The organism is Hymenobacter volaticus (assembly GCF_022921055.1).
Taxonomy (GTDB): domain Bacteria; phylum Bacteroidota; class Bacteroidia; order Cytophagales; family Hymenobacteraceae; genus Hymenobacter; species Hymenobacter volaticus.
Window position 1 is genome coordinate 3,574,166 of the sequence record NZ_CP095061.1, and the last position, 18,590, is coordinate 3,592,755.

22 protein-coding genes are annotated in these 18,590 nt (G+C 53.9%); 13 read left to right on the forward strand and 9 right to left on the reverse strand.

Annotated features, from left to right (window positions below; translation table 11 throughout):
• Window positions 1-83 precede the first annotated feature (83 nt).
• Together MUN86_RS15430 and MUN86_RS15435 are read right to left on the reverse strand one after the other, a co-directional pair.
• The gene (locus MUN86_RS15430) at window positions 84-1,508 is read right to left on the reverse strand and encodes an ATP-dependent DNA helicase (protein WP_245118958.1); all 1,425 of its coding nucleotides are present in this window, start codon (window positions 1,506-1,508) and stop codon (window positions 84-86) included.
• A gap of 148 nt (window positions 1,509-1,656) precedes the next feature.
• Window positions 1,657-2,106, reverse strand: coding sequence for a PaaI family thioesterase (locus MUN86_RS15435; protein ID WP_245118959.1), 450 nt, complete (start codon window positions 2,104-2,106; stop codon window positions 1,657-1,659).
• A 111-nt stretch (window positions 2,107-2,217) separates the two neighbouring features.
• On the opposite strand from MUN86_RS15435, the gene MUN86_RS15440 reads away from it, so the two are divergent.
• From MUN86_RS15440 to coaD, 4 genes are all read left to right on the forward strand, one after another.
• Entirely contained in the window at window positions 2,218-2,811 is a 594-nt protein-coding gene (locus MUN86_RS15440; protein WP_245118960.1) for a DUF4126 domain-containing protein, read from the forward strand.
• 34 nt (window positions 2,812-2,845) lie between these two features.
• On the forward strand, window positions 2,846-3,355 hold the full coding sequence (locus MUN86_RS15445) for an NUDIX domain-containing protein (RefSeq protein ID WP_245118961.1): 510 nt from the start codon (window positions 2,846-2,848) through the stop codon (window positions 3,353-3,355).
• Between the two features lie 161 nt (window positions 3,356-3,516).
• Entirely contained in the window at window positions 3,517-4,398 is an 882-nt protein-coding gene (locus MUN86_RS15450; RefSeq protein ID WP_245118962.1) for a DUF3822 family protein, read from the forward strand.
• Window positions 4,399-4,483: 85 nt separating this feature from the next.
• On the forward strand, window positions 4,484-4,948 hold the full coding sequence (gene coaD, locus MUN86_RS15455) for a pantetheine-phosphate adenylyltransferase (protein WP_245118963.1): 465 nt from the start codon (window positions 4,484-4,486) through the stop codon (window positions 4,946-4,948).
• Window positions 4,949-5,023: 75 nt separating this feature from the next.
• Here the strand turns inward: coaD and MUN86_RS15460 are convergent, their stop codons facing one another.
• The gene (locus MUN86_RS15460) at window positions 5,024-5,710 is read right to left on the reverse strand and encodes an NUDIX hydrolase (RefSeq protein ID WP_245118964.1); all 687 of its coding nucleotides are present in this window, start codon (window positions 5,708-5,710) and stop codon (window positions 5,024-5,026) included.
• Window positions 5,711-6,005: 295 nt separating this feature from the next.
• Between MUN86_RS15460 and MUN86_RS15465 the strand changes: the two genes are divergently transcribed.
• The gene (locus tag MUN86_RS15465; protein WP_245118965.1) at window positions 6,006-6,500 is read left to right on the forward strand and encodes a metallophosphoesterase family protein; all 495 of its coding nucleotides are present in this window, start codon (window positions 6,006-6,008) and stop codon (window positions 6,498-6,500) included.
• A gap of 210 nt (window positions 6,501-6,710) precedes the next feature.
• Here MUN86_RS15465 and MUN86_RS15470 read toward each other — a convergent pair whose 3' ends face one another.
• Window positions 6,711-7,142, reverse strand: a complete 432-nt coding sequence (locus tag MUN86_RS15470) for a hypothetical protein (protein ID WP_245125830.1) — start codon at window positions 7,140-7,142, stop codon at window positions 6,711-6,713.
• 98 nt (window positions 7,143-7,240) lie between these two features.
• Here MUN86_RS15470 and MUN86_RS15475 point away from each other — a divergent pair, with 98 nt between their 5' ends.
• The 3 genes from MUN86_RS15475 to MUN86_RS15485 all read left to right on the forward strand — a co-directional run bounded on the left by MUN86_RS15475 (window position 7,241) and on the right by MUN86_RS15485 (window position 9,811).
• Window positions 7,241-8,266, forward strand: a complete 1,026-nt coding sequence (locus MUN86_RS15475; RefSeq protein WP_245118966.1) for a threonine aldolase family protein — start codon at window positions 7,241-7,243, stop codon at window positions 8,264-8,266.
• A gap of 145 nt (window positions 8,267-8,411) precedes the next feature.
• On the forward strand, window positions 8,412-9,065 hold the full coding sequence (locus MUN86_RS15480; RefSeq protein ID WP_245118967.1) for a metallophosphoesterase: 654 nt from the start codon (window positions 8,412-8,414) through the stop codon (window positions 9,063-9,065).
• Between the two features lie 77 nt (window positions 9,066-9,142).
• Complete coding sequence (locus tag MUN86_RS15485) at window positions 9,143-9,811, forward strand: DNA-3-methyladenine glycosylase family protein (protein ID WP_245118968.1); 669 nt, start codon at window positions 9,143-9,145, stop codon at window positions 9,809-9,811.
• Window positions 9,812-9,852: 41 nt separating this feature from the next.
• Here the strand turns inward: MUN86_RS15485 and MUN86_RS15490 are convergent, their stop codons facing one another.
• From MUN86_RS15490 to MUN86_RS15500, 3 genes are read right to left on the reverse strand one after another with little or no spacing between them, the layout of a single operon-like run.
• Window positions 9,853-10,050 (reverse strand): hypothetical protein, encoded by a 198-nt coding sequence (locus tag MUN86_RS15490; RefSeq protein WP_245118969.1) that lies wholly within the window; start codon window positions 10,048-10,050, stop codon window positions 9,853-9,855.
• A gap of 25 nt (window positions 10,051-10,075) precedes the next feature.
• Entirely contained in the window at window positions 10,076-10,333 is a 258-nt protein-coding gene (locus MUN86_RS15495) for a hypothetical protein (RefSeq protein WP_245118970.1), read from the reverse strand.
• A 60-nt stretch (window positions 10,334-10,393) separates the two neighbouring features.
• Window positions 10,394-11,314, reverse strand: coding sequence for a DUF58 domain-containing protein (locus MUN86_RS15500; RefSeq protein ID WP_245118971.1), 921 nt, complete (start codon window positions 11,312-11,314; stop codon window positions 10,394-10,396).
• A gap of 265 nt (window positions 11,315-11,579) precedes the next feature.
• Here MUN86_RS15500 and MUN86_RS15505 point away from each other — a divergent pair, with 265 nt between their 5' ends.
• The 3 genes from MUN86_RS15505 to MUN86_RS15515 all read left to right on the forward strand — a co-directional run bounded on the left by MUN86_RS15505 (window position 11,580) and on the right by MUN86_RS15515 (window position 13,605).
• A complete protein-coding gene (locus tag MUN86_RS15505) occupies window positions 11,580-11,933 on the forward strand; it encodes a DUF3276 family protein (protein ID WP_245118972.1) in 354 nt (117 codons plus the stop codon).
• A 322-nt stretch (window positions 11,934-12,255) separates the two neighbouring features.
• Complete coding sequence (ychF, locus tag MUN86_RS15510) at window positions 12,256-13,353, forward strand: redox-regulated ATPase YchF (protein ID WP_245118973.1); 1,098 nt, start codon at window positions 12,256-12,258, stop codon at window positions 13,351-13,353.
• Between the two features lie 42 nt (window positions 13,354-13,395).
• Window positions 13,396-13,605 carry a zinc ribbon domain-containing protein YjdM gene (locus tag MUN86_RS15515; protein WP_245118974.1) on the forward strand — a complete coding sequence of 70 codons (210 nt, stop codon included), beginning with the start codon at window positions 13,396-13,398 and terminating at the stop codon, window positions 13,603-13,605.
• Between the two features lie 117 nt (window positions 13,606-13,722).
• Here the strand turns inward: MUN86_RS15515 and MUN86_RS15520 are convergent, their stop codons facing one another.
• Complete coding sequence (locus tag MUN86_RS15520) at window positions 13,723-15,177, reverse strand: M48 family metalloprotease (RefSeq protein ID WP_245118975.1); 1,455 nt, start codon at window positions 15,175-15,177, stop codon at window positions 13,723-13,725.
• 162 nt (window positions 15,178-15,339) lie between these two features.
• Window positions 15,340-16,629, reverse strand: a complete 1,290-nt coding sequence (locus tag MUN86_RS15525; RefSeq protein WP_245118976.1) for a type IX secretion system plug protein — start codon at window positions 16,627-16,629, stop codon at window positions 15,340-15,342.
• Between the two features lie 238 nt (window positions 16,630-16,867).
• Here MUN86_RS15525 and MUN86_RS15530 point away from each other — a divergent pair, with 238 nt between their 5' ends.
• Both MUN86_RS15530 and MUN86_RS15535 read left to right on the forward strand, forming a co-directional pair.
• Complete coding sequence (locus MUN86_RS15530) at window positions 16,868-17,203, forward strand: hypothetical protein (protein WP_245118977.1); 336 nt, start codon at window positions 16,868-16,870, stop codon at window positions 17,201-17,203.
• Between the two features lie 20 nt (window positions 17,204-17,223).
• Window positions 17,224-18,546, forward strand: coding sequence for an alkaline phosphatase PhoX (locus MUN86_RS15535; protein WP_245118978.1), 1,323 nt, complete (start codon window positions 17,224-17,226; stop codon window positions 18,544-18,546).
• Window positions 18,547-18,590: the final 44 nt, after the last annotated feature.

Genomic DNA, 18,590 nt, shown 5'->3' on the forward strand with positions numbered 1-18,590 from the left:
GAAACCGAACGCAAATAAACTAATATCGTGCCAAACGAATATTACGTTCCCTCCTCTTTTTGCCCTGCAATGAAGCGCCTTATTTATGCTTCAGGCTTCTCTGCTAATAGCTTCTGGTTGAAATTCAACAAAAACAGTTTCTCCGATGCCCTTGTAATAGCTGTGTACAACCAGCGGGCAAACTCCGAATTCACCATATCCTCCTTCAAGAAACCATGGTCTACAAATACGGCTTGCCACTGCCCGCCCTGCGCTTTGTGGCAAGTGAGAGCGTAGGCAAACTTCACTTGTAGCGCGTTCAGGAACGGGTCTTTACGGAGCGCCGCGCTTTTATCGCGCTTGGTGGTAAGGTGTTCGTAGTCCTTGCCTACGGCTTCGTACAGCTCTTTGCTGCGGTCGGCAGGCAGGGCAGGGCTTTCGGTGTGCAGGGTATCAAGCAAGAGCTTGATTTCCATATCTGGCTCGTCGGGATAATCCACGAGGCGCACGCGGGCATCGGCAAATCGGAACCCAAATTCCTCGGTACGCCGGATGATTTTAACTACCTGCACAAAGTCGCCGTTGGCCAGAAAGCCCATTTCCGAATCCTTGGGCAGCCAGAAATAGTTGTTGCGCACCACCATCAGGTAGTCGCCCGACTCTATCTCTTCTTCGGCTTCAAACAGCACCCGCCGAATCAGTTGGTTGTACTGGTTGGCATTTTTGTTGGAGCGGCAGATGATGGTTGTATTCTCGTGTCCAAAGTTTTTATAGGCCCAGCGCAAGCCGTCTTCCAGTTTGTCGCCGCCCATCTTAAACAGGTCGGGGTAACCGCCCGTCACGAACTGGATGTTGGGCTGCTCTTGCCGCAGTTCCTCGCGTAGCACCGTAGCGTTCATCAAAATCCCCGACTGCTCGGCCTGACGCATTACTTGCCGCAGCTCCACCCCGTCCACAGTGGCTCGGAAGCGGTGCCGCAGTAACTCAGGGTCAAGGGCCGGGCTCAGTAGTTGGCCCACAGGCGGCAACTGCGCTGTATCGCCAATGAGCAACAACCGGTTCGACGGCTTTTCAAACACGTAATTCATCAAATCGTCGAGCAGGCCGTTTTCTCCGAAAGCTTTTTCATCGGAAATCATCGAAGCCTCGTCCACGATGAAAAGCGTGTCTTGGGCCCGATTGGGCTGGCGCTGAAACGAGAGCCCCTGGGAAGGGGTGCCGCTGGTTTGGCGGTAGATTTTCTTATGAATGGTGCTGGCTGGTACACCCGCATAGGCACTCATCACCTTGGCGGCGCGGCCGGTGGGTGCCATCAGCACGTATTTGCGGCCAAGCTTGTGCAGCCATTGTACCAGGGCACTGACCACGGTGGTTTTACCCGTACCGGCATACCCCCGCAGCACAAATGCTTTACGGCCAGGCAAGTCGTCTTTCAGAAACAAATCCAGCTTCTGGAAAAGCGTGGACTGATCCTGCGTAGGTTCATAAGGAAAATGGTCGCGGACGGAGGGAGTACGAAGAGAAAGCATAGCGTGTAGTCAGATAACAAAGCTACGCCCGTTTCAGGTCCCTAGCTTACCAGATCTTGTAACGGAAACAGTGCGGTTTCCATAATCGCCCGGCACCCGTACTTATACCGAACCCGGATGCCCTATTGAATTGCCAGATAATATAATATCAGCCCTGTGGCTCTACCACGGCCATAGTAGCCGTTGCCTTGGCAATAAGTAGGTCGTCGCACCAAACTTCCGCTTCACAAAAGTGCAGGCGGCGCCCGGCCTTCAGCACCCAGCCTATGGCCCGTAGCTTTTTACCTATACCGGGATGTAAATAGCTGGTCTTCAGCTCCACCGTAACCACGCCCGTATCGTCGGGCACCAGGGTAACGGCAGCGAAGCCGGCAACTAAGTCGGCCATGGTGGCGGTGAGGCCGCCGTGCACAAAACCGCGCTGCTGCTGGTGTTGCTCTTGGAGCAATAGTTCGGCTTCTACGCGGCCCGGCTCGATGCGGGTAAGGTCGGCGCCAATGAGGTGCATGAAGTGCTGGCGCGTGAGTTTGCGGCGGATGCGGGCTTCGAGCGAATCGTCGGCAAACGCCGACGGGGCGGGTGTTTTGGGAGTAGTCATTAAGGCCAAAGATACGGCCACTAATTGCTGCTTATTGATTGCTATTTGATGGTTGTTTCTGGTTAAATTGACCAAGGCCCAATCAGTAGCCCGCAATCAATAGCCTGCACTATGGAATACATTTTGAGTGGCGCATTAGGATTAGCCCTTGCGGCGTGCAGTGGCTTTCGGGTATTTGTGCCGCTGCTGGCTGCCAGTATAGCCTATCATACGGGTGTGCTGCACCCTTCACCAGGCTTTGCGTGGTTAGGGAGCTGGGTGGCGGTAGGGGCGCTGGGCACAGCCACAGTTATGGAAATTTTAGGCTACTATTTTCCAGTAGTTGATAATTTGCTGGATACGATAACCACACCAGCTTCGTTTATAGCCGGTACGGTGCTCATGACTGCTGCCTTACCCGACCTCGACCCGGTAGTGCGTTGGGGATTGGGAGTGTTGGTTGGCGGCGGCACAGCGGGCATTATCCAAACGGGCACGACGCTGCTGCGTGCTGGGTCCACGATGGGAACGGCTGGTCTTGGCAATCCGGTGCTGGCCACCGCCGAAAACACGTTGGCCGTGCTTGGAACGGTGCTAGCGTTGCTGCTGCCGCTGCTAGCCGGCGGATTGGTGCTGATACTCGTACTGTATATTGCCACTCGATTGCGGCGTTGGCGGCAGCGCCGCAAGGGCCGCAAATCAGGCTCAGTGGTTCCCTTAGCTTGAAGCTGAGGCTTTCTGTTACGCTATATCTCCCTCAATGTCCGTTCCTGAATCCCTTTCCACCCGTCAGCTCCTCGACTCCTACACCGGCCTTGTGCGCGTACGGGTGTGCGGTCTGCTGGTGCAGGAAGGCGCATTGCTACTGGCCGCTCACCGTGGCTTACTGCCCAATGATGCTCCTTTTTGGTCGCCGCCTGGTGGGGGCTGGCAGTTTGGCGAAACCATCCAAGCTTGTTTGCGGCGCGAGTTTCGGGAAGAAACCGGCTTGGATGTGCATGTCGGCCGGTTTTTGCATCTGCACGAGTACGGCAGCGCCGATTTACAGGCCCTAGAACTATTTTTCGAGGTGACGCCGGAGGATGCCAATGCAATTCCCCGCTTGGGTCACGACCCGGAGCATGCCGCTGAAGATCAGCTTCTCACTAAGGTGGCCTTCGTGGAACCGCGGCAGCTCATTCGGCTACCACCCACCCAAGTGCACCCCGTACTCCGCCAGATTATCAGCACCGACGATGTGTTCATTCCGCAAATCCGGTTTCAGAAGTAACTTTTACGGTTAGTGAATTTGAGCGCTAAGTAGCTAGGAGCAACTCATAGAAGCGTACTCACGAGGGATAGGCTGATGGCAATTACGTTGGCCTGAGTACCTTTGGTCTCCTTCCCTACCCGTATTTGCCCGTGGCCTCCGACTCATTTGTTTCCACTGCTATGTCTATTTCCTCGTCGCAACTGCCGGCTCCTACGGTCCTGCACCGCCTGCGCGACGAAACCCTAGACCCCACTACTCTATCTGCTTACAACCTTTATCTAACCGCTAACCCAGCCGGACTACGGGTGGGCGTAGCCGATGTGCGCCGCAACAAATTTGTGGTGTTAGAAGATTATGCGCCGCTGGCTGCTACTTCCTACGGAGGGCAATTGCAAGCCTTGGCTGCTCACCACGATTTGGTTGGGCAAACCGGCTGGAACCACGTGCGCCTCTCCATCCAAAACCGCCACTTTACGCTGCTACCGGCGCCGCTCCTGCGCCCCGGTGACGAAGCCGCTTATCTGCGCCTGCATCATACCGTCGATGCGCAGCACGAAACCGTTTTTTCGTACACGCATGCCAGCCTGGAGCTAGCCAGTGTATTCGCGGCCGAAAATGAAATGACCAATTGGTTTAAGTCCACTTACCCGGCTGGCTCGCTGCTGCACCAAACCAGCGCCTTGCTCGAAGGACTTATTCACCAAAGTGAGTCAACTACTACCCGCCGCTTGTACCTGAGTATTGGGCACCAAGAACTAACCATTGCCGTAATCCGCGACAAACGCCCGGAGTTCTGCAACGTTTTCGCTTTTAGCTCGCCCGAAGACTTGATTTATTATACCATTCTCGTGATGCAGGAGTTGCAACTCAACCCCGATCAGGACCCGGTAGTAGTGTGGGGTGACTTGATGCACGATTCTGAACTGTTCACCATCCTGCGCAAGTACATTCGCCATATCAAGTTCGGCAACCGCCCCTTCGACCTAAGCTACAGCTACCGCCTCAACGAGCTTTTCGAGTACCGTTTCTTCGAGCTCTATAGCCTTCACCTTTGCGAGTAATGGTAGAGCGTAACTGAGTAGCGGAGTAATCCGACAAACTCTCACCTATTTCACTCAGTCACTCCACTACCCAGCTGCTTTACTCATGCGCATCGCTCTATTCCCTGGCTCCTTCGACCCGTTTACCAATGGCCACCTAGATGTGGTACGGCGGGGCGCGGCCTTGTTCGATGAAATCATCATTGCCATCGGCAACAACAGCAGCAAGACCCGCTACTTACCTGTGGAGCAGATGATAAGTATGATTGAGGAGGTGTTTCGCGACGAGCCACGCGTATCGGTGCGGGCCTACAAAGGGCTTACTGCCGATTTTGCCCGAGAAGTGGGAGCCCGTTACCTGCTACGCGGCCTGCGCAACACCACCGATTTCGAATATGAAAACACCATTGCACAAGCCAACCGCCACGTCAACCCAGAGCTAGAAACTGTATTTCTGATTACGTCTCCTGTGTTGGCAGCCATTAGTAGCACCATTATTCGGGAAATTCATCGTTTCGGTGGCAACGTTGACAGCTTCGTGCCTTTTCAATTGCCTCCATTCGAAAATTAAACCACAGTAAGCCACAACGAGAAGGGCCCCACAATTCGAATTGTGGGGCCCTTCTCGTTGTGGCTTACTGTGATGCTAGTTCTTGATTGAAGAGCCAGCCATTTCGCTTAAATAATGGCGCATTACCAGCGCAATGCTAGCATACGACGATTCTAGCACGGTCAGTGCCTCTTGGGGCGTCATCCAGCGCACTTCTTCAATGTATTCTTCGGCTTGGGGCTTCATCACTGTGTCGTCTAGGCAGCGCATGACGTACCAGTTGGTTTTCTTAAGGATCTTGTTGCCGTTGTAGGCATAAGAATGCCAAGTGCTAGGCAATTTGTCGCCAAGTTCCACTTTGATGTTGCATTCCTCTTCAACCTCGCGCAAAGCGCCAAGGCCAGGATCTTCTTCTTTCTTAAGCTTGCCTTTCGGCAAATCCCATTTACCTAAGCGGTAAATCATCAGCACTTTACCTTGTTTCACTACAAGGCCGCCAGCGGCCTTTACAATGCGAAACTGGTCTTTTAAGTGTAGGATAAGGCGGCTTTTTTTGCGCGCCAGCATGGTCAGAGAAGTTAGCTTCTTAAGCTTTTTCACTTCCATCAGCCGCAATAGCCGGTCCACGAACACATCCGTGACGTCGCGCACTAGAACGTCACCTACTAGATCCTTAGAGGTAAACTCGTCTTCCGGATTCAGAATCAGGTCGTACTTGTGCTTGTACACTTTTTCGCTGTTCTTCTTGATGATCAGCGGAATATCGTTGATGAAGACGTTCATCGCGGGGTAATCTGGAGAGGTACAAACAATGAGAAATACAGGACACGGCCCGCTGCAAAGCACAACATAAATCTTCGCAAACGAAAGTGCAAGGTGAACGGCAAGATACGGGCTACCGCCAGTTGAGTTGTTGGAGGAGGCAAGAAGAAGAGACTACGAGAAGATGAATCAGTGAAATACGTAGGCTACCAAAATAAGTAATACCCTGTTCTACTGGCCGAAAACACGCCAACACAACAGGAAAGTCGTTGTTTCACTGTCTACATTATTTCCTGCTCTCTCCTACCTTCGCCTGATGAAGAAAATCGGTTTGCTTTCCGATACCCACAGCTACCTCGACGAACGAATCTTGCACCACCTAAGCGGCTGCGACGAAATCTGGCACGCCGGCGACTTTGGTACCGCTGCCGTTGCCGAGCAACTGGCGGAGGTGGCTCCGTTGCGCGGCGTCTACGGTAACATCGACGGCCGCGACGTACGCAATACCCAACCGCTGGTGCAAGCCTTCGACATCGAAGGCCTGCGCGTATTGATGACGCACATTGGGGGCTACCCGGGCCACTACAGCCCGGCTGCGCGCCCCTTGCTTCAGCAAGAGCGCCCCGGGCTCTTTATTAGTGGGCACTCGCACATCCTTAAAGTTATGCCCGACGCCAAACTCGGCTTGCTGCACCTCAACCCTGGAGCCGCAGGCCGCCATGGTTTCCATAAGGTGCGCACACTACTGCGCTTCGAAGTAGCCGATGGCAAAGTGCAGCACCTTCAGGTCATCGAGCTAGGACCGAAGTAGCTGGCGCGAGTAAGAAAGAAAATAGCCGCCTAACACGATACTGCAGCAGTTCAATGTTGGTGAAGCCGGTGGTACTTGCGTGGCTAAGCTAGAATCATCTTTGTGGGCATATAGAGTCCAGCAAACTTCAGACAAATAAAAAAGCGTTTTTCCAGGCAGGAAAAACGCTTTTATCTATATCAGCCGACCGACGCCGGTGGCGACTGAGCTTTAGAGGGCAATTTCGGGCTTGGGGTGCTCACCTTCTTGGCCGTCTTCGTTTACTGGCTTGGTTACAGCTTCGGCATCATCAAAGGATTCAGCGTTTGCGCTGGTGGTATCGTTACCGCCTACTACGCTCTGCACTTTCTCTACGATGTCGCCTACGACTTCCTTGGCTTTCTCCACTACTTCGCTGTGGCTAACGGTGTCTACAACCTCTGCCGCCACCTCTTTCACTTTGTCAACGGTTGAGGTAGCAACCTCTTTAGCAGAAGAAACCTGGCTCGCTGCCCCGCCCGTAGTAGGAAATTTAGCTTTCAACTCCTCGATATCCACATTCTTAAGAACAGGAGTGAGTAGCAATTGCTTGATGATGGTCTGCTTGTTATTAGCGCGGGCAATGTTCTTGCGGTGCTTGCGCTTCAATCGGGTAATGCTCATTTTTTCCGGGTCGGTTAAGGTCTTTCTGTAAAGGAGGGGCAAAAGTAAGTCATAAATTTGAAACCGGAAAACCTTTCCCCTTTTTACCTTCTCCACTGATGATGAATTCGTTGATTGATTTACGCTCGGATACGGTCACGCGTCCTACCTCCGCTATGCTGGAGGCTATGTTCAAAGCACCCGTTGGCGACGACGTATACGAGGAAGACCCGACCGTACGGGCCCTGGAGCAAGAAGCGGCCGCTCGGTTTGGCCTAGAAGCTGGTTTGTTCTGCCCTTCTGGCACAATGACCAACCAAATTGCTATTAAGGCGCACACCGAACCGCTGTCGGAAGTGGTATGCGAACAAAATTCGCACATCTATTTGTGGGAAGTAGGCGGTATTGCCTTTAACTCAGGGGCTTCGGTGGCGCTGCTGCCCGGTGAGCGGGGCCGCCTTACGGCCGCGCAGGTAGAAGCCGCTATCCGCCCCGTCAACGTGCATTACCCTACCACTAGCCTTATTTCACTGGAAAATACCCACAACCGGGGCGGGGGTAGCTGCTACGACTTGCACGAGCTCGAAGCCATTGCCGAGGTAGCGCAACGGCACCACATTCCGCTGCACCTCGATGGAGCCCGCGTTTTCAACGCTTTGGTAGCCACCGGCCAACAAGCAACTGACTACGGCCGCATTTTCGATACCATTTCCGTTTGTTTATCGAAAGGTCTTGGCGCGCCGGTAGGCTCGGTATTGCTGGGGAGTAAGGCGTTTATCCAAAGAACCAAGCGCATCCGAAAAGTATTGGGTGGTGGCATGCGGCAGGCAGGCTACTTAGCAGCCGCGGGTCTGTACGCGCTGGAAAACAACGTAGACCGCTTAGCCGACGACCACCGTCGCGCCAAGCAAGTGGGGGCTACCCTGGCTTTGCAACCTTACGTGGACGAGGTATTGCCCGTAGAAACCAACCTCGTGATTTTCCGTCTGCGGCCAGAAATGCCAGCCGACCAGTTTCTGGCGCGACTGGAGGAACAAGGTATCAAAGCCGCCTCTTTTGGACCACAGATGATTCGTTTTGTAACGCATTTAGATGTTGATGATGCTATGATTACGCGCCTCGAAGACGCGCTAGCGATGAGGTAAACTGCGAGCAGATAATTCGTCTCTTTACTGTACCTCCCTTTCGGCCTGATGGCATAGTGGGTGGTTAGGCATTTGGTGGTAGTCTGCGTGAGATACTTCCTGGCTCACGCAGACTACCCTGCTGTTTTCTCTCGTATCTCTGTTTATGAACCTCTTTGTGATAGGTGATGTACATGGCTGTTTTCACACCTTCGATAAGCTGTTGCAACATTGGCAACCCAACCAAGAACTGCTGGTTCAGACCGGTGATTTAGTGGACCGGGGCAATTTTGCGCCGGAGTGCATAGCGCTAGCTATGGAACTGGAAGCCCAGTATCCTGGCCGCACCGTGTTTTTGAAAGGGAATCATGAAGCGGCTATGATTACCCATTACGGGCCGCGTGGCCCCTACCCTCCTTGGCTGGAATGGGGTGGCCGATCCACGGCGCAGCAGTACACCGGGCGCCGCTCATTACTTGTTTCGCATTTAGGATGGCTCGCTCGCCGGCCGCTGCTCTGGGAAAATGCCCACCTGCTTATTAGTCACGCGGGCATTGCTGACACTCCCAATCCGCTTGATGAAGACCACCCCGATGGAATTTTGTGGCGTCGCGGGCCCTTACTCAACATCGGTAAGCGTCAGATCATCGGCCATACGCCAACCCCTTACGGCGAACCTACTTATGATGCCCAAGCGGATGTACTCAACATTGATACCGGCGCTTATCTAGGGCAGAATTTGGCGGGGGTTTTGATGTCGCAGACCGGGGATTTCGTCAACGAATTTCTTGTTCCAGCTTTGCCTATTGATATCAACTAAGCTTCTTCGCAGCTGTTTACATAGCTTTTAGGATGCCGCTATTGTATCTGCCCATTCACTGCCGTTCTCATTCGCCCATGCCTTCCGCACCACGCAAACCTGCTTTCCCGTCCACCCTTCCAGCTAGCGATTCAGTTGCTGCCCTCACGCACTTGCGCTTGGCCGACCCGGTGCTGGCGGGTATTATTGAGCGAGGACAGCCTATTCAACCTTCTCCCCACGAAGATTTGTACCTGGCGCTGCTCCGGGCTATTGTCAGCCAACAGATTTCCACCAAAGCCGCCGCCGCTATCTGGCGCAAAGTACAAGCGCTGTTTCCACCCGATGGCTATCCTGAGCCGGCGGCCCTACTCACCCTCACCGACGAAGATTTGCGCACCGCTGGCCTATCGCGCCAGAAGGCTGGCTACCTGCGGGCTATTGCCGACTTTGCCCAACGCGACCAACTCGACCACGCGCACCTAAGCCAACTTTCCGAAGACGACTTCACCCGCCACCTTACCCAGATAAAGGGCGTTGGCCGCTGGACTGCCCAAATGCTGCAAATGTTTGCCCTTGACCAGCCCGACGTATTTGCCGAAGGTGACTTGGGGGTTCAGAATGCTATGCGTAAGCATTATAAACTAGAAGAAACCGGCAAAGCCCTACTCCGCCGCATGACTGAAATTGCGGAGCCTTGGCGCCCCTATCGTTCGCTAGCGTGTAAGTATTTGTGGCAGTCGTTGGACAACCAGCCTGCTGCTTAGAGAGCGGGCGCCTACGTGTTTGCAGCGCGAAATAAGGAGTGCTACTCGTCTAGCTCTCCCGACCTTTTCTGGTCGAAATAAGTTACAATCATGGCTACTACGGCGGCTATGTATGGCACGCAGAAGCCAAACGCCATCCACCGCCACAACGACCGGTCGTTCATGTGGGCAATATAGGCAGTGATGAGCGCCGAGGGAATACACAGAAACAGCAGGGTGCAGATGATGTCAATAAGCATGAGAAAAAGGCACTAAAGAAAGCGGCTAGAGGTACATATCAGGAATTTGCTCTAGCTGTTCTGCCAGAAGCCAGCCCTCCGGTTTTAGTTTCGGATAAAACCACAGGGCACCATTAGCTAGCCAAGTCGCTCGGTATTGCCGAGTGCTAGCAGGTGTATGGTCATGGTAGCCAAACTCTGCTCCGCAACACTCGCAGATGCTATGATCCGGCGCGTTTTCGTTTGGCCCCCAAGGCGACTCGTCGTAGTCGAGGCCGCACACACGGCAATACCAAGTGACCATCGTTTTGTTATAAAAAATACTATTGCAGCACAAACGTTAACCCGTGCGGTCATCTTGGTTCTAGCGTACTTTCCCGCGCTTCACTAGGTAAGCATACAAAACCCTATCGAAAGGCTCTCGGATGTCGACTGGCACAAAGTCGATTTTGTACTGTCCGCACCGGAGCACCAGTTCGTGCTCATACTTCTGCATGGCTGCGCGGTACTGCTCACGAACCTGCGAAGGCTGCAGCTTCACTGTTTCGCCAGTTTCCACATCCTCGAATACATACGGCCGATCCTGAAAATCGAAATCCGCTTCGGTAGCGCGGTCCATGATATGAAAGAGCAGTACTTCGTGATTCTGGTGACGCAAGTGCTGCAATGCCGCCAGCGTGGCCGTCTGCTCCTCGGGGGCCCGGCCTAGCATATCCGAAAACAGCACCACGAGCGAGCGTTTGGGAATTTGTTGCGCGATGGTGTGAATAACACCCGACACATCCGTAGTAGCGCGGCGCGGCGTGGGCGAACGCTCCAACAGCTGCTGGAGGGTCAATAGCAACGTATGGCGGTGGGTGCTGGTACTGCGCACCGGCGTCTGCAATTCCACCTGATCGGCGAAGGTAACGAGCCCTACCGCGTCGCGCTGCTTCTGGAGCATAGTGGTGATGGCCGCCGCGCATAGTACGGCAAAACGCAACTTATCGTGGCCAGGCGCCGGATAATACATGCTCGGACTTACGTCGAGCAGCAGGTGGCAGCGAAGGTTGGTTTCCTCTTCGTAGCGCTTTACAAACAACTTATCGGTGCGGGCAAACACCTTCCAGTCGAGGTGGCGCGTGCTTTCGCCGGGGTTGTAGAGTCGGTGTTCGGAAAATTCAACCGAAAATCCGTGGTAAGGCGACTGATGCAAGCCCGTAATAAACCCCTCAACAAGCTGGCGGGCTAGGAATTCTAAATTTTCGAAGGAACGAACGGCGGCCAGGTCGAGCGGCTGAGACATAGGCGGAAGATTCAAAAATTAGAAAAGAGGAAGGCGCTTATGGTACTGAGTATTTAAAGCTACTGCTTTGCCCTCGCAAATCCTTGAAACGCGGTTTTAAGATTAAAAACGGGCTTTTTTAGAACAACGAATTAGGTTAGTTAACAAACATACCCGGAGCTGGTTCAAAAAAGCTTGCCTTTAAATTTTTATATCTGAATGGAAGCTCGTACTTTTCCGGAACACTTCAATCATCTTAGAATAACATAACTTTATAGAAGGCACTGTGGAAGACCGTCACGACCAAGAAGAAATCTATTCGCAACGTATTAAGGCTGGCAAACGCACGTATTTCTTCGACGTGAAAGCCACGCGCGGCCAGGACTATTACCTGACCATCACGGAGAGCAAACGCAAGCTCCGCGACGACGACACTTTCTCTTATGAGAAGCACAAAATTTTCCTCTACAAGGAGGATTTTTTGAAATTCGTTGACGCCTTGCAAGATGCCGTGGAATATGTACGTGAAGAGCTATTAACCCCGGAGGAAGTAGCCGAACTCGACCGGCCGCGTCCCGCTTACGACCACCATGATGGTGAGAACGGCTTCAACCCGAACCGCGCCGACGACCACTTTTAAGCCCTAATCCTACCGAAACACTCGTTACTTAATAACTTATCTATCGTTATCCCGTGCAGCGTGCACTAACCTTCGGGTTGGTGCACGCTTTTTTTGTTTCAAGCTGTGACTTAGTGTAGCCCACGTGAGGCGTGCGTAAGCAAATAGTAAGTGCAGTAAACAAGTAGTCACCCTTGCTTGAGAGCACCGTTGTAAGCAAAATGCACCTTGTGCTCCTTAGTGTAACATGCCGCAGCAAAGCCGCTTAAAACGCCGTACCTTTGCACCCGAATTGCGCGGCTAAACGGCAACTCACTATTTCACCACTTCACTATTTCACCTTATGGGTCTCCGCTGCGGTATCGTCGGCCTGCCAAACGTCGGCAAATCCACGCTTTTCAACGCTCTTTCCAACGCTAAAGCCGAATCGGCCAACTATCCTTTCTGCACCATCGAGCCAAACGTGGGCGTGATTACCGTGCCCGACGAGCGGCTTCAGATTCTGGAGGCCCTGGTTAATCCCAAGCGGGTGCTGCCGACCATTATCGAGTTCGTGGACATTGCGGGCCTCGTAAAAGGCGCTTCCAAGGGCGAAGGTCTTGGCAACAAATTCTTAGCGAACATCCGCGAGGTAGACGCCATTATCCACGTTATCCGCTGCTTCGACGACCCCAACATTGTACACGTAGCGGGTGGCGTTGACCCCGTCTTCGACAAAGACGTTATCGACACCGAACTGCAAATCAAAGACTTGGAAAGCATCGATAAGAAGCTAGCCAAATCGGAGCGTAGTGCCAAGGGTGGCGACGCACAGGCCAAAAAGGAAGTAGCCGCTTTGCAGCGGTTCAAAGCGGCTCTCGAAGCGGGTCAGAATGCCCGCGCAGTGCAGGCTACACCCGAAGAACTGGATGCCGTAGCGGACTTACAGTTGCTCACTATCAAGCCAGTTATCTACGTGGCCAACGTGGACGAAGCGAGCATACAAGACGGTAACGCTCATACAAAGGCTCTGCAAGCGCACGTAGCGCAAGAAGGTGCCGAAGTGGTGCTGGTATCGGCGGCTATCGAGTCGCAGATTGCCGAAATGGAGGACCCCGAGGAGAAAGAAATGTTCTTGGCCGAGTATGGCCTCACGGAGTCGGGACTGAATCGCCTGATCCGGGCATCCTATTCACTGCTGAACCTGATTACATACTTTACGGCCGGTGTGCAGGAAGTACGCGCCTGGACTATCCACAAAGGCGACAAGGCTCCCGCCGCTGCGGGCGTCATTCACTCCGACTTCGAGAAGGGCTTTATCCGCGCCGAGGTAATCAAGCTGGCCGACTACCAGGAGTATAAGACGGAAGTGAAAATCAAGGAAGCTGGCAAGATGGCTGTGGAAGGCAAGGAATACGTGGTACAGGACGGCGACATCATGCACTTCCGCTTTAACGTGTAATTGCGGCTGCTCTGCTCCTACTCAGGCGGTTAACTAACCCTTATGGAAGTAAAAGACAGCAACGGCAACCTGCTCGCAGAAGGCGACTCCGTGACGCTCATCAAGGACTTGAAAGTAAAAGGTTCGTCGCTCACGCTTAAGCGTGGCACCTTGGTGAAGAGCATCCGCCTCACCAATAGCCCCGCTGAAATCGAAGGCCGCGCCGGTGGCAGCACGATGGTGCTCAAAACTGAGTTTCTGAAGAAAGCTTGAGACGCTGTTCTTTCAGTATTCGAGATACAAAAACGCCTCGGTCGAATAACGACCGAGGCGTTTTTGTATCTCTTCAATATGTTGAGCCTGCTTTATTGAAACCTTATGTTAGTGGTTTTACTTCCCTACCACCTTATACAGCATTCCAGCGGTCAGCCGGTCAGTGGTTTTCATACCGTTGAGGATAGCCATTTCCTCGTGGCGCTTCGAGGCAATGCCATTGGCGGCCAACGCTTGAGCTAACGTCTGACCGGCTTTGGCAGTTTTGATGCGCACTTTTTCGGGCTGGCGATTGAGTTTGTTGGCATCGGTGAGACGACGGAAGCCAGTGGCCACTCTTTGAAAGGTGTCGCCGTACGTATTGAGGGTTCCGGGGCCACAGAGACCTACGAGAGCGTACAGCGTCTGCCCGTCCTGAATAACATACGATAAGCTGCTGGCCGTAATGCCTTGCTGGCCGGTTTGTTGGTCCTGCCCTACTTGGTCGCCTTGGATAGCCACAGCGGGGAAGTTGTTGATGGTGGTGCGGCTGGCTTGAGCGTTCTGTAGTTTTAGTTGCTGTGCTAGAGCCTGGGCCGTTTCGTCGAGCGACTTATTGCCGGCGGGCAGCAGAATCATCACGGCTTTGCCGTTGGGCTCGGCCATCTGAAATTGGCTCGGCGAGTTCTGCGACTTCCAACCTTGCGGCACCGGAAACTGGAACTTGAGGTCGGGGTGGTAGAACACGCTGTTTTCCACATAGCCCTCGCGCGGATTATCACCATAGGGCAAGCCCTCTATCATGCGCAAGTACTGGTCGCGGTTGGTGGCTAATTGGCGGCCGGCTTGCTGTTCGGCCTGCTGGGCTAGCCGTTTCACGTTCTCGTAGCGGTCAGCGGAGTTGGGGTGCGACGACAGAAAGGTAGGCACCGTGGCGGCACCGCTGCTTTGCTCAGTCCGCTGCAACGTTAGGAAGAAGTCGGCCATAGAAGCCGGGTCGTAGCCAATCTTGCTGGAGTACTTCACCCCGAGCTGGTCGGATTCATTTTCGTCGTCGCGGCCATATTTGAGCAAGCCCAAACCTACTACTTGCGTAGCTGGTTCAGCAATGGAGGCAATCCGGCGCGAGAAAATGGAGCCCAACAGAATAGCGCCGTTGGCAATAGTGGAGCGGGTTTGCTGCTTCCGGCCGTGGCGGGCCGTAATATGACCAATTTCGTGGCCGAGCACCCCGCTGAACTGCGCTTCGTTATTGAAATGCGCCATAATGCCCCGGGTAAAGTAGACGTGACCATCGGGAGTAGCAAAGGCATTAATGATCGGCGAATCGACAATAGTAAACCCCTTGACATCGGCCGGCCGGTCGGAAATCCGACCCATCTGCATGCCTTTATTGTCGATGTAGCTCTGTAGGGCGGTATTGTTGAGCAGACCGAATTGGGCAATAACCTGCGGGTCGGGCTGGGCACCCTGCACTGGTGGCGGCGCGGGCAGAACTGCGGATTCGGTGGCGGCTAAGCGTGAACCAGCTAGCGGCAGTAGAAGCGCCAGGGTAAGACCCGTGCGCAGAACAGGAGAGAGAGTGGGTTGCATGAGCGAGAGAGAGGTAGAGCGAGAAGTAGATAGGCCTGCAACGAACCTGAGCTATGCAAAGGTTACGCAGCCTCCTGGTTGGCTCCATAGTACATACCCATTGTCGTGCCAGCTTACACCGCGGCAGTAGCAACAACTTACAAAGCAGCGGTTGGCTGCATTTTACGGCCGCCGATTTACGTCCAAGGATTGGTAACCAATCAGCAAATCGGCGCGGGTTCCGGGCGGGCGGTAGTACACGAGCAGGTCGTACTGGTTTTCCGTTTCTTGGTGACTGCCTTCCCATACGGCACTGTTAGCGCCTTGCGGGGTTTGGGTGGCGTAGATGTAGTTGTAGTAGCCTTGCTTGAGCAAGGCCTGGCCCGTGTAGAGCTGCGTTTCGGGATTGTAAGTGAGCTTGAACTCGTCTTTGAATTGCCAATCGGTGAGGGCGCCAAGCACGTACACCGGGCCAGCGGCCGGCTGCTCGGCTTTCAGCTGAAACGTGACGTTGAGGTAGTCGGCATTGGTGGCGCCGTTGCCATATTCGCGGCTTTCAATCACGCGCTGACCGTTGATGTCGTCGAATTGCGAGTACGCTTGGCTGGCCCGGGATGCATCGAGTTGAAGCAGCGCGGTACGGGGCGAAGCCGTGGCATCAAGCTGCGCTACCCCAATACCGAGAGAGCGGAACGTGCGCAAATCGAAAAAGCGAAACTCGCTTAAGGCTGGAAAGGCGTTTTCGAAATTGAAGTACTGATAGTCGAGTTGGCGTTCGGCATCGCGCACGAAGGTGGGGCGTAGGTTGTACTTGGCGTTGTCCCACCGGAAATTCTGCCGCAACACCACTTTCACTTCCTGCGCGGGGTTTACCAGCTGCGTATTATACCGAATGCCGAAGTCGAGCTGCTGCAGGGTGTAACGCTCGGTGCCAGCCACCGGAATACCTTGCTTGAGGGCTATTTGCACACCGTTTTCGTAGACGAGCAGCCGCCGGCTGAGCAGCGGCGTGTTGCCGGCGCCTTGTACTATCAGCAAGTAATTGCCGGAGAGCTTCACCCGCGGCACTTGTAAGCGGTAGTGGAAGTACGGCACTTTAGTGTTGACCGACGTGCGGTAGTTGGTGAAGAGAAACTCGTTGATTTCACTCAGAAACTGCATATCCGTCAGATTGGACGGTTTCCAATCCACATCGCAGTGCACGAGCTTGGCGGTGAGGCGCTGGCTTTGTTCGCCTACAATATCAAACTCCAGCAAAATGGGCTGCTCTTGCGTGATGGGTACTACGGGCGGGGTGAAAATCTCGTTGGTGCTGCCGGAGGCTACATAGCATTGCACAGTCCGCACATTAGGGTCGTAGGTGTAATCCTGGTAGCGCAGGGTCCGGTCGGCGTAATACTCTGGGGCTGCTTGCCCGGCCCCGGCAGGACGGCGGGCGGCATTGGGGTCGGTGATGGGCGTACCAAGCGGCACGCAGGCCGCGGCAAAAAGTAATAGGAAGACGAGGTAAGAGTAACGGGCATAGAGGCGAATGTAGCGCGAACTTTCAGTTTACAACCGAATAAATGAACGAGACGAGGTAGTAACGCAGTTGCCAAGCGAATAATGTTCTACCCACTTATCATGTGTTCATGTAGAGGTAATGTAGACGTAAACCAGACGAAATAGTACGTTTCGAAATTGCGGCCTAAATCTACAGCCCACAAATCCTATGAAACAGACTCCTACCCTTCTTTTGGCGGCCTTGCTTGGCGGTGGTCAGGCGCTAGCGCAAGCTCCCTGCCCTACCTTGCCTGCCGACCATTTAAGCCAATTCACCTCGATAGAGCCTAGCGTGCAGCAACAAGGCTTGCGCCTACCTTCCACCCACACGTTCCAGATGCTGGCGCAGGGCAACATGCCCTATACCAACTCGGCCGACGGCAACATGCTGGAAGCCTTCGACTTTACGGGGTATGCACCCATCAGCGGTAGCAGCACCAAAGGCTACCTATCCATCAACCATGAGGGTTCGGGTACTACATCGGGGTCAGCATACTTAGCCTAGACTTTAACGCTACCACCAAGTTGTGGAACGTATCGGCCAAGCACCCAGTGAACTTCGCTTCCGTAGCTGGCACTATCAATAATTGCTCGGGTACCGTTACGCCTTGGAGCACGATAGTGACCTGCGAAGAAAACACGGGCCCTACCACCCCCACCGATACCAACAATGACGGGTACATGGACTCGGGTTGGAACGTGGAAATCGACCCGGTTACGCACACTGTAAAAGACCAGAACGGCGATGGCAAACCAGATAAGCTCTGGAAAATGGGGCGCCTCAAGCACGAGAATATCGTGGTGGCCGCTGACCGCCGCACCGCCTACGAAGGGGCTGATGACGGCTCAGCAAACAGCTTTGTGTACAAGTATGTGGCCACGACTCCCGGTCAGCTTGGCGACGGCAAGCTTTACGCCCTGCGATTGAACGGCGTCATCGGCACGGGCACTACGGGCACCTGGATTCAAATTCCGAATTCGACGCCCGTTGAATGCAACAACACCACAACAACTGCTCGCGAGTTGGGAGCCACTAGCTTCAATGGCGTGGAAGACGTGGAAATCAGCCCGCTGACCGGTCAGATTTACTTCACCGCAAAAGGTCCCGGCACTATCTACCGCTTCACCGACTCGGGAGCAACGGGTACTACCTTCAGCAACTTCGAAATCTTTGCTGGCAATACGCCCACAAATGCCAACCAAGCCTACACCATCAACTACGGCTCGGGTAGCATCTCGGAGTTGTGGCGCACCGGCAACGACAACCTGACCTTCGACTCGCATGGCAACCTGTACGTGTTGCAAGATGGTGGCCGCAACCACGTGTGGTTGATCAAGCCTTGCCACACGCAGGCTTCACCCGCGGTAGAACTGTTCGCCGTGACGCCAACTGGCTGCGAGCCAACCGGTATGACCTTGTCGCCCGACGAGCGGTTCATCTTCATTTCGATGCAGAGCCCAGATGATAATACCCAACCAACTATTGATGCCGCTGGTCAATCGGTGGTGTTCAACAAGTCGACGGCGCTTGTTATTGCCCGCAAAGGTGTCCTAGGCAGCATGCCATTGGGTACTAAAGACAATAAAGCCGAGTTAGCCAAAGCAGACGTGTTCCCGAACCCAGTAAACGGAGCAGAACTAACCTTGCAACTTACGCACGGCCAGAAAGAAGCGGCTACCTTAACGGTATACAACACCTTGGGCGCCCGCGTGTTGGAGCAGTCAGCCAACTTAGCTCAAGGTGTAAACACGCTGAAAGTGCCAGTGAATAAGCTGCAAAGCGGCCAATACAATCTAGTTATTAAAACGGCTACCACTTCCACAACCCGTCCGTTCATCAAGCAGTGAGGTTTCGCCTGATTCTCTTTCTAACCATTCTTTTTGTTGCCCTG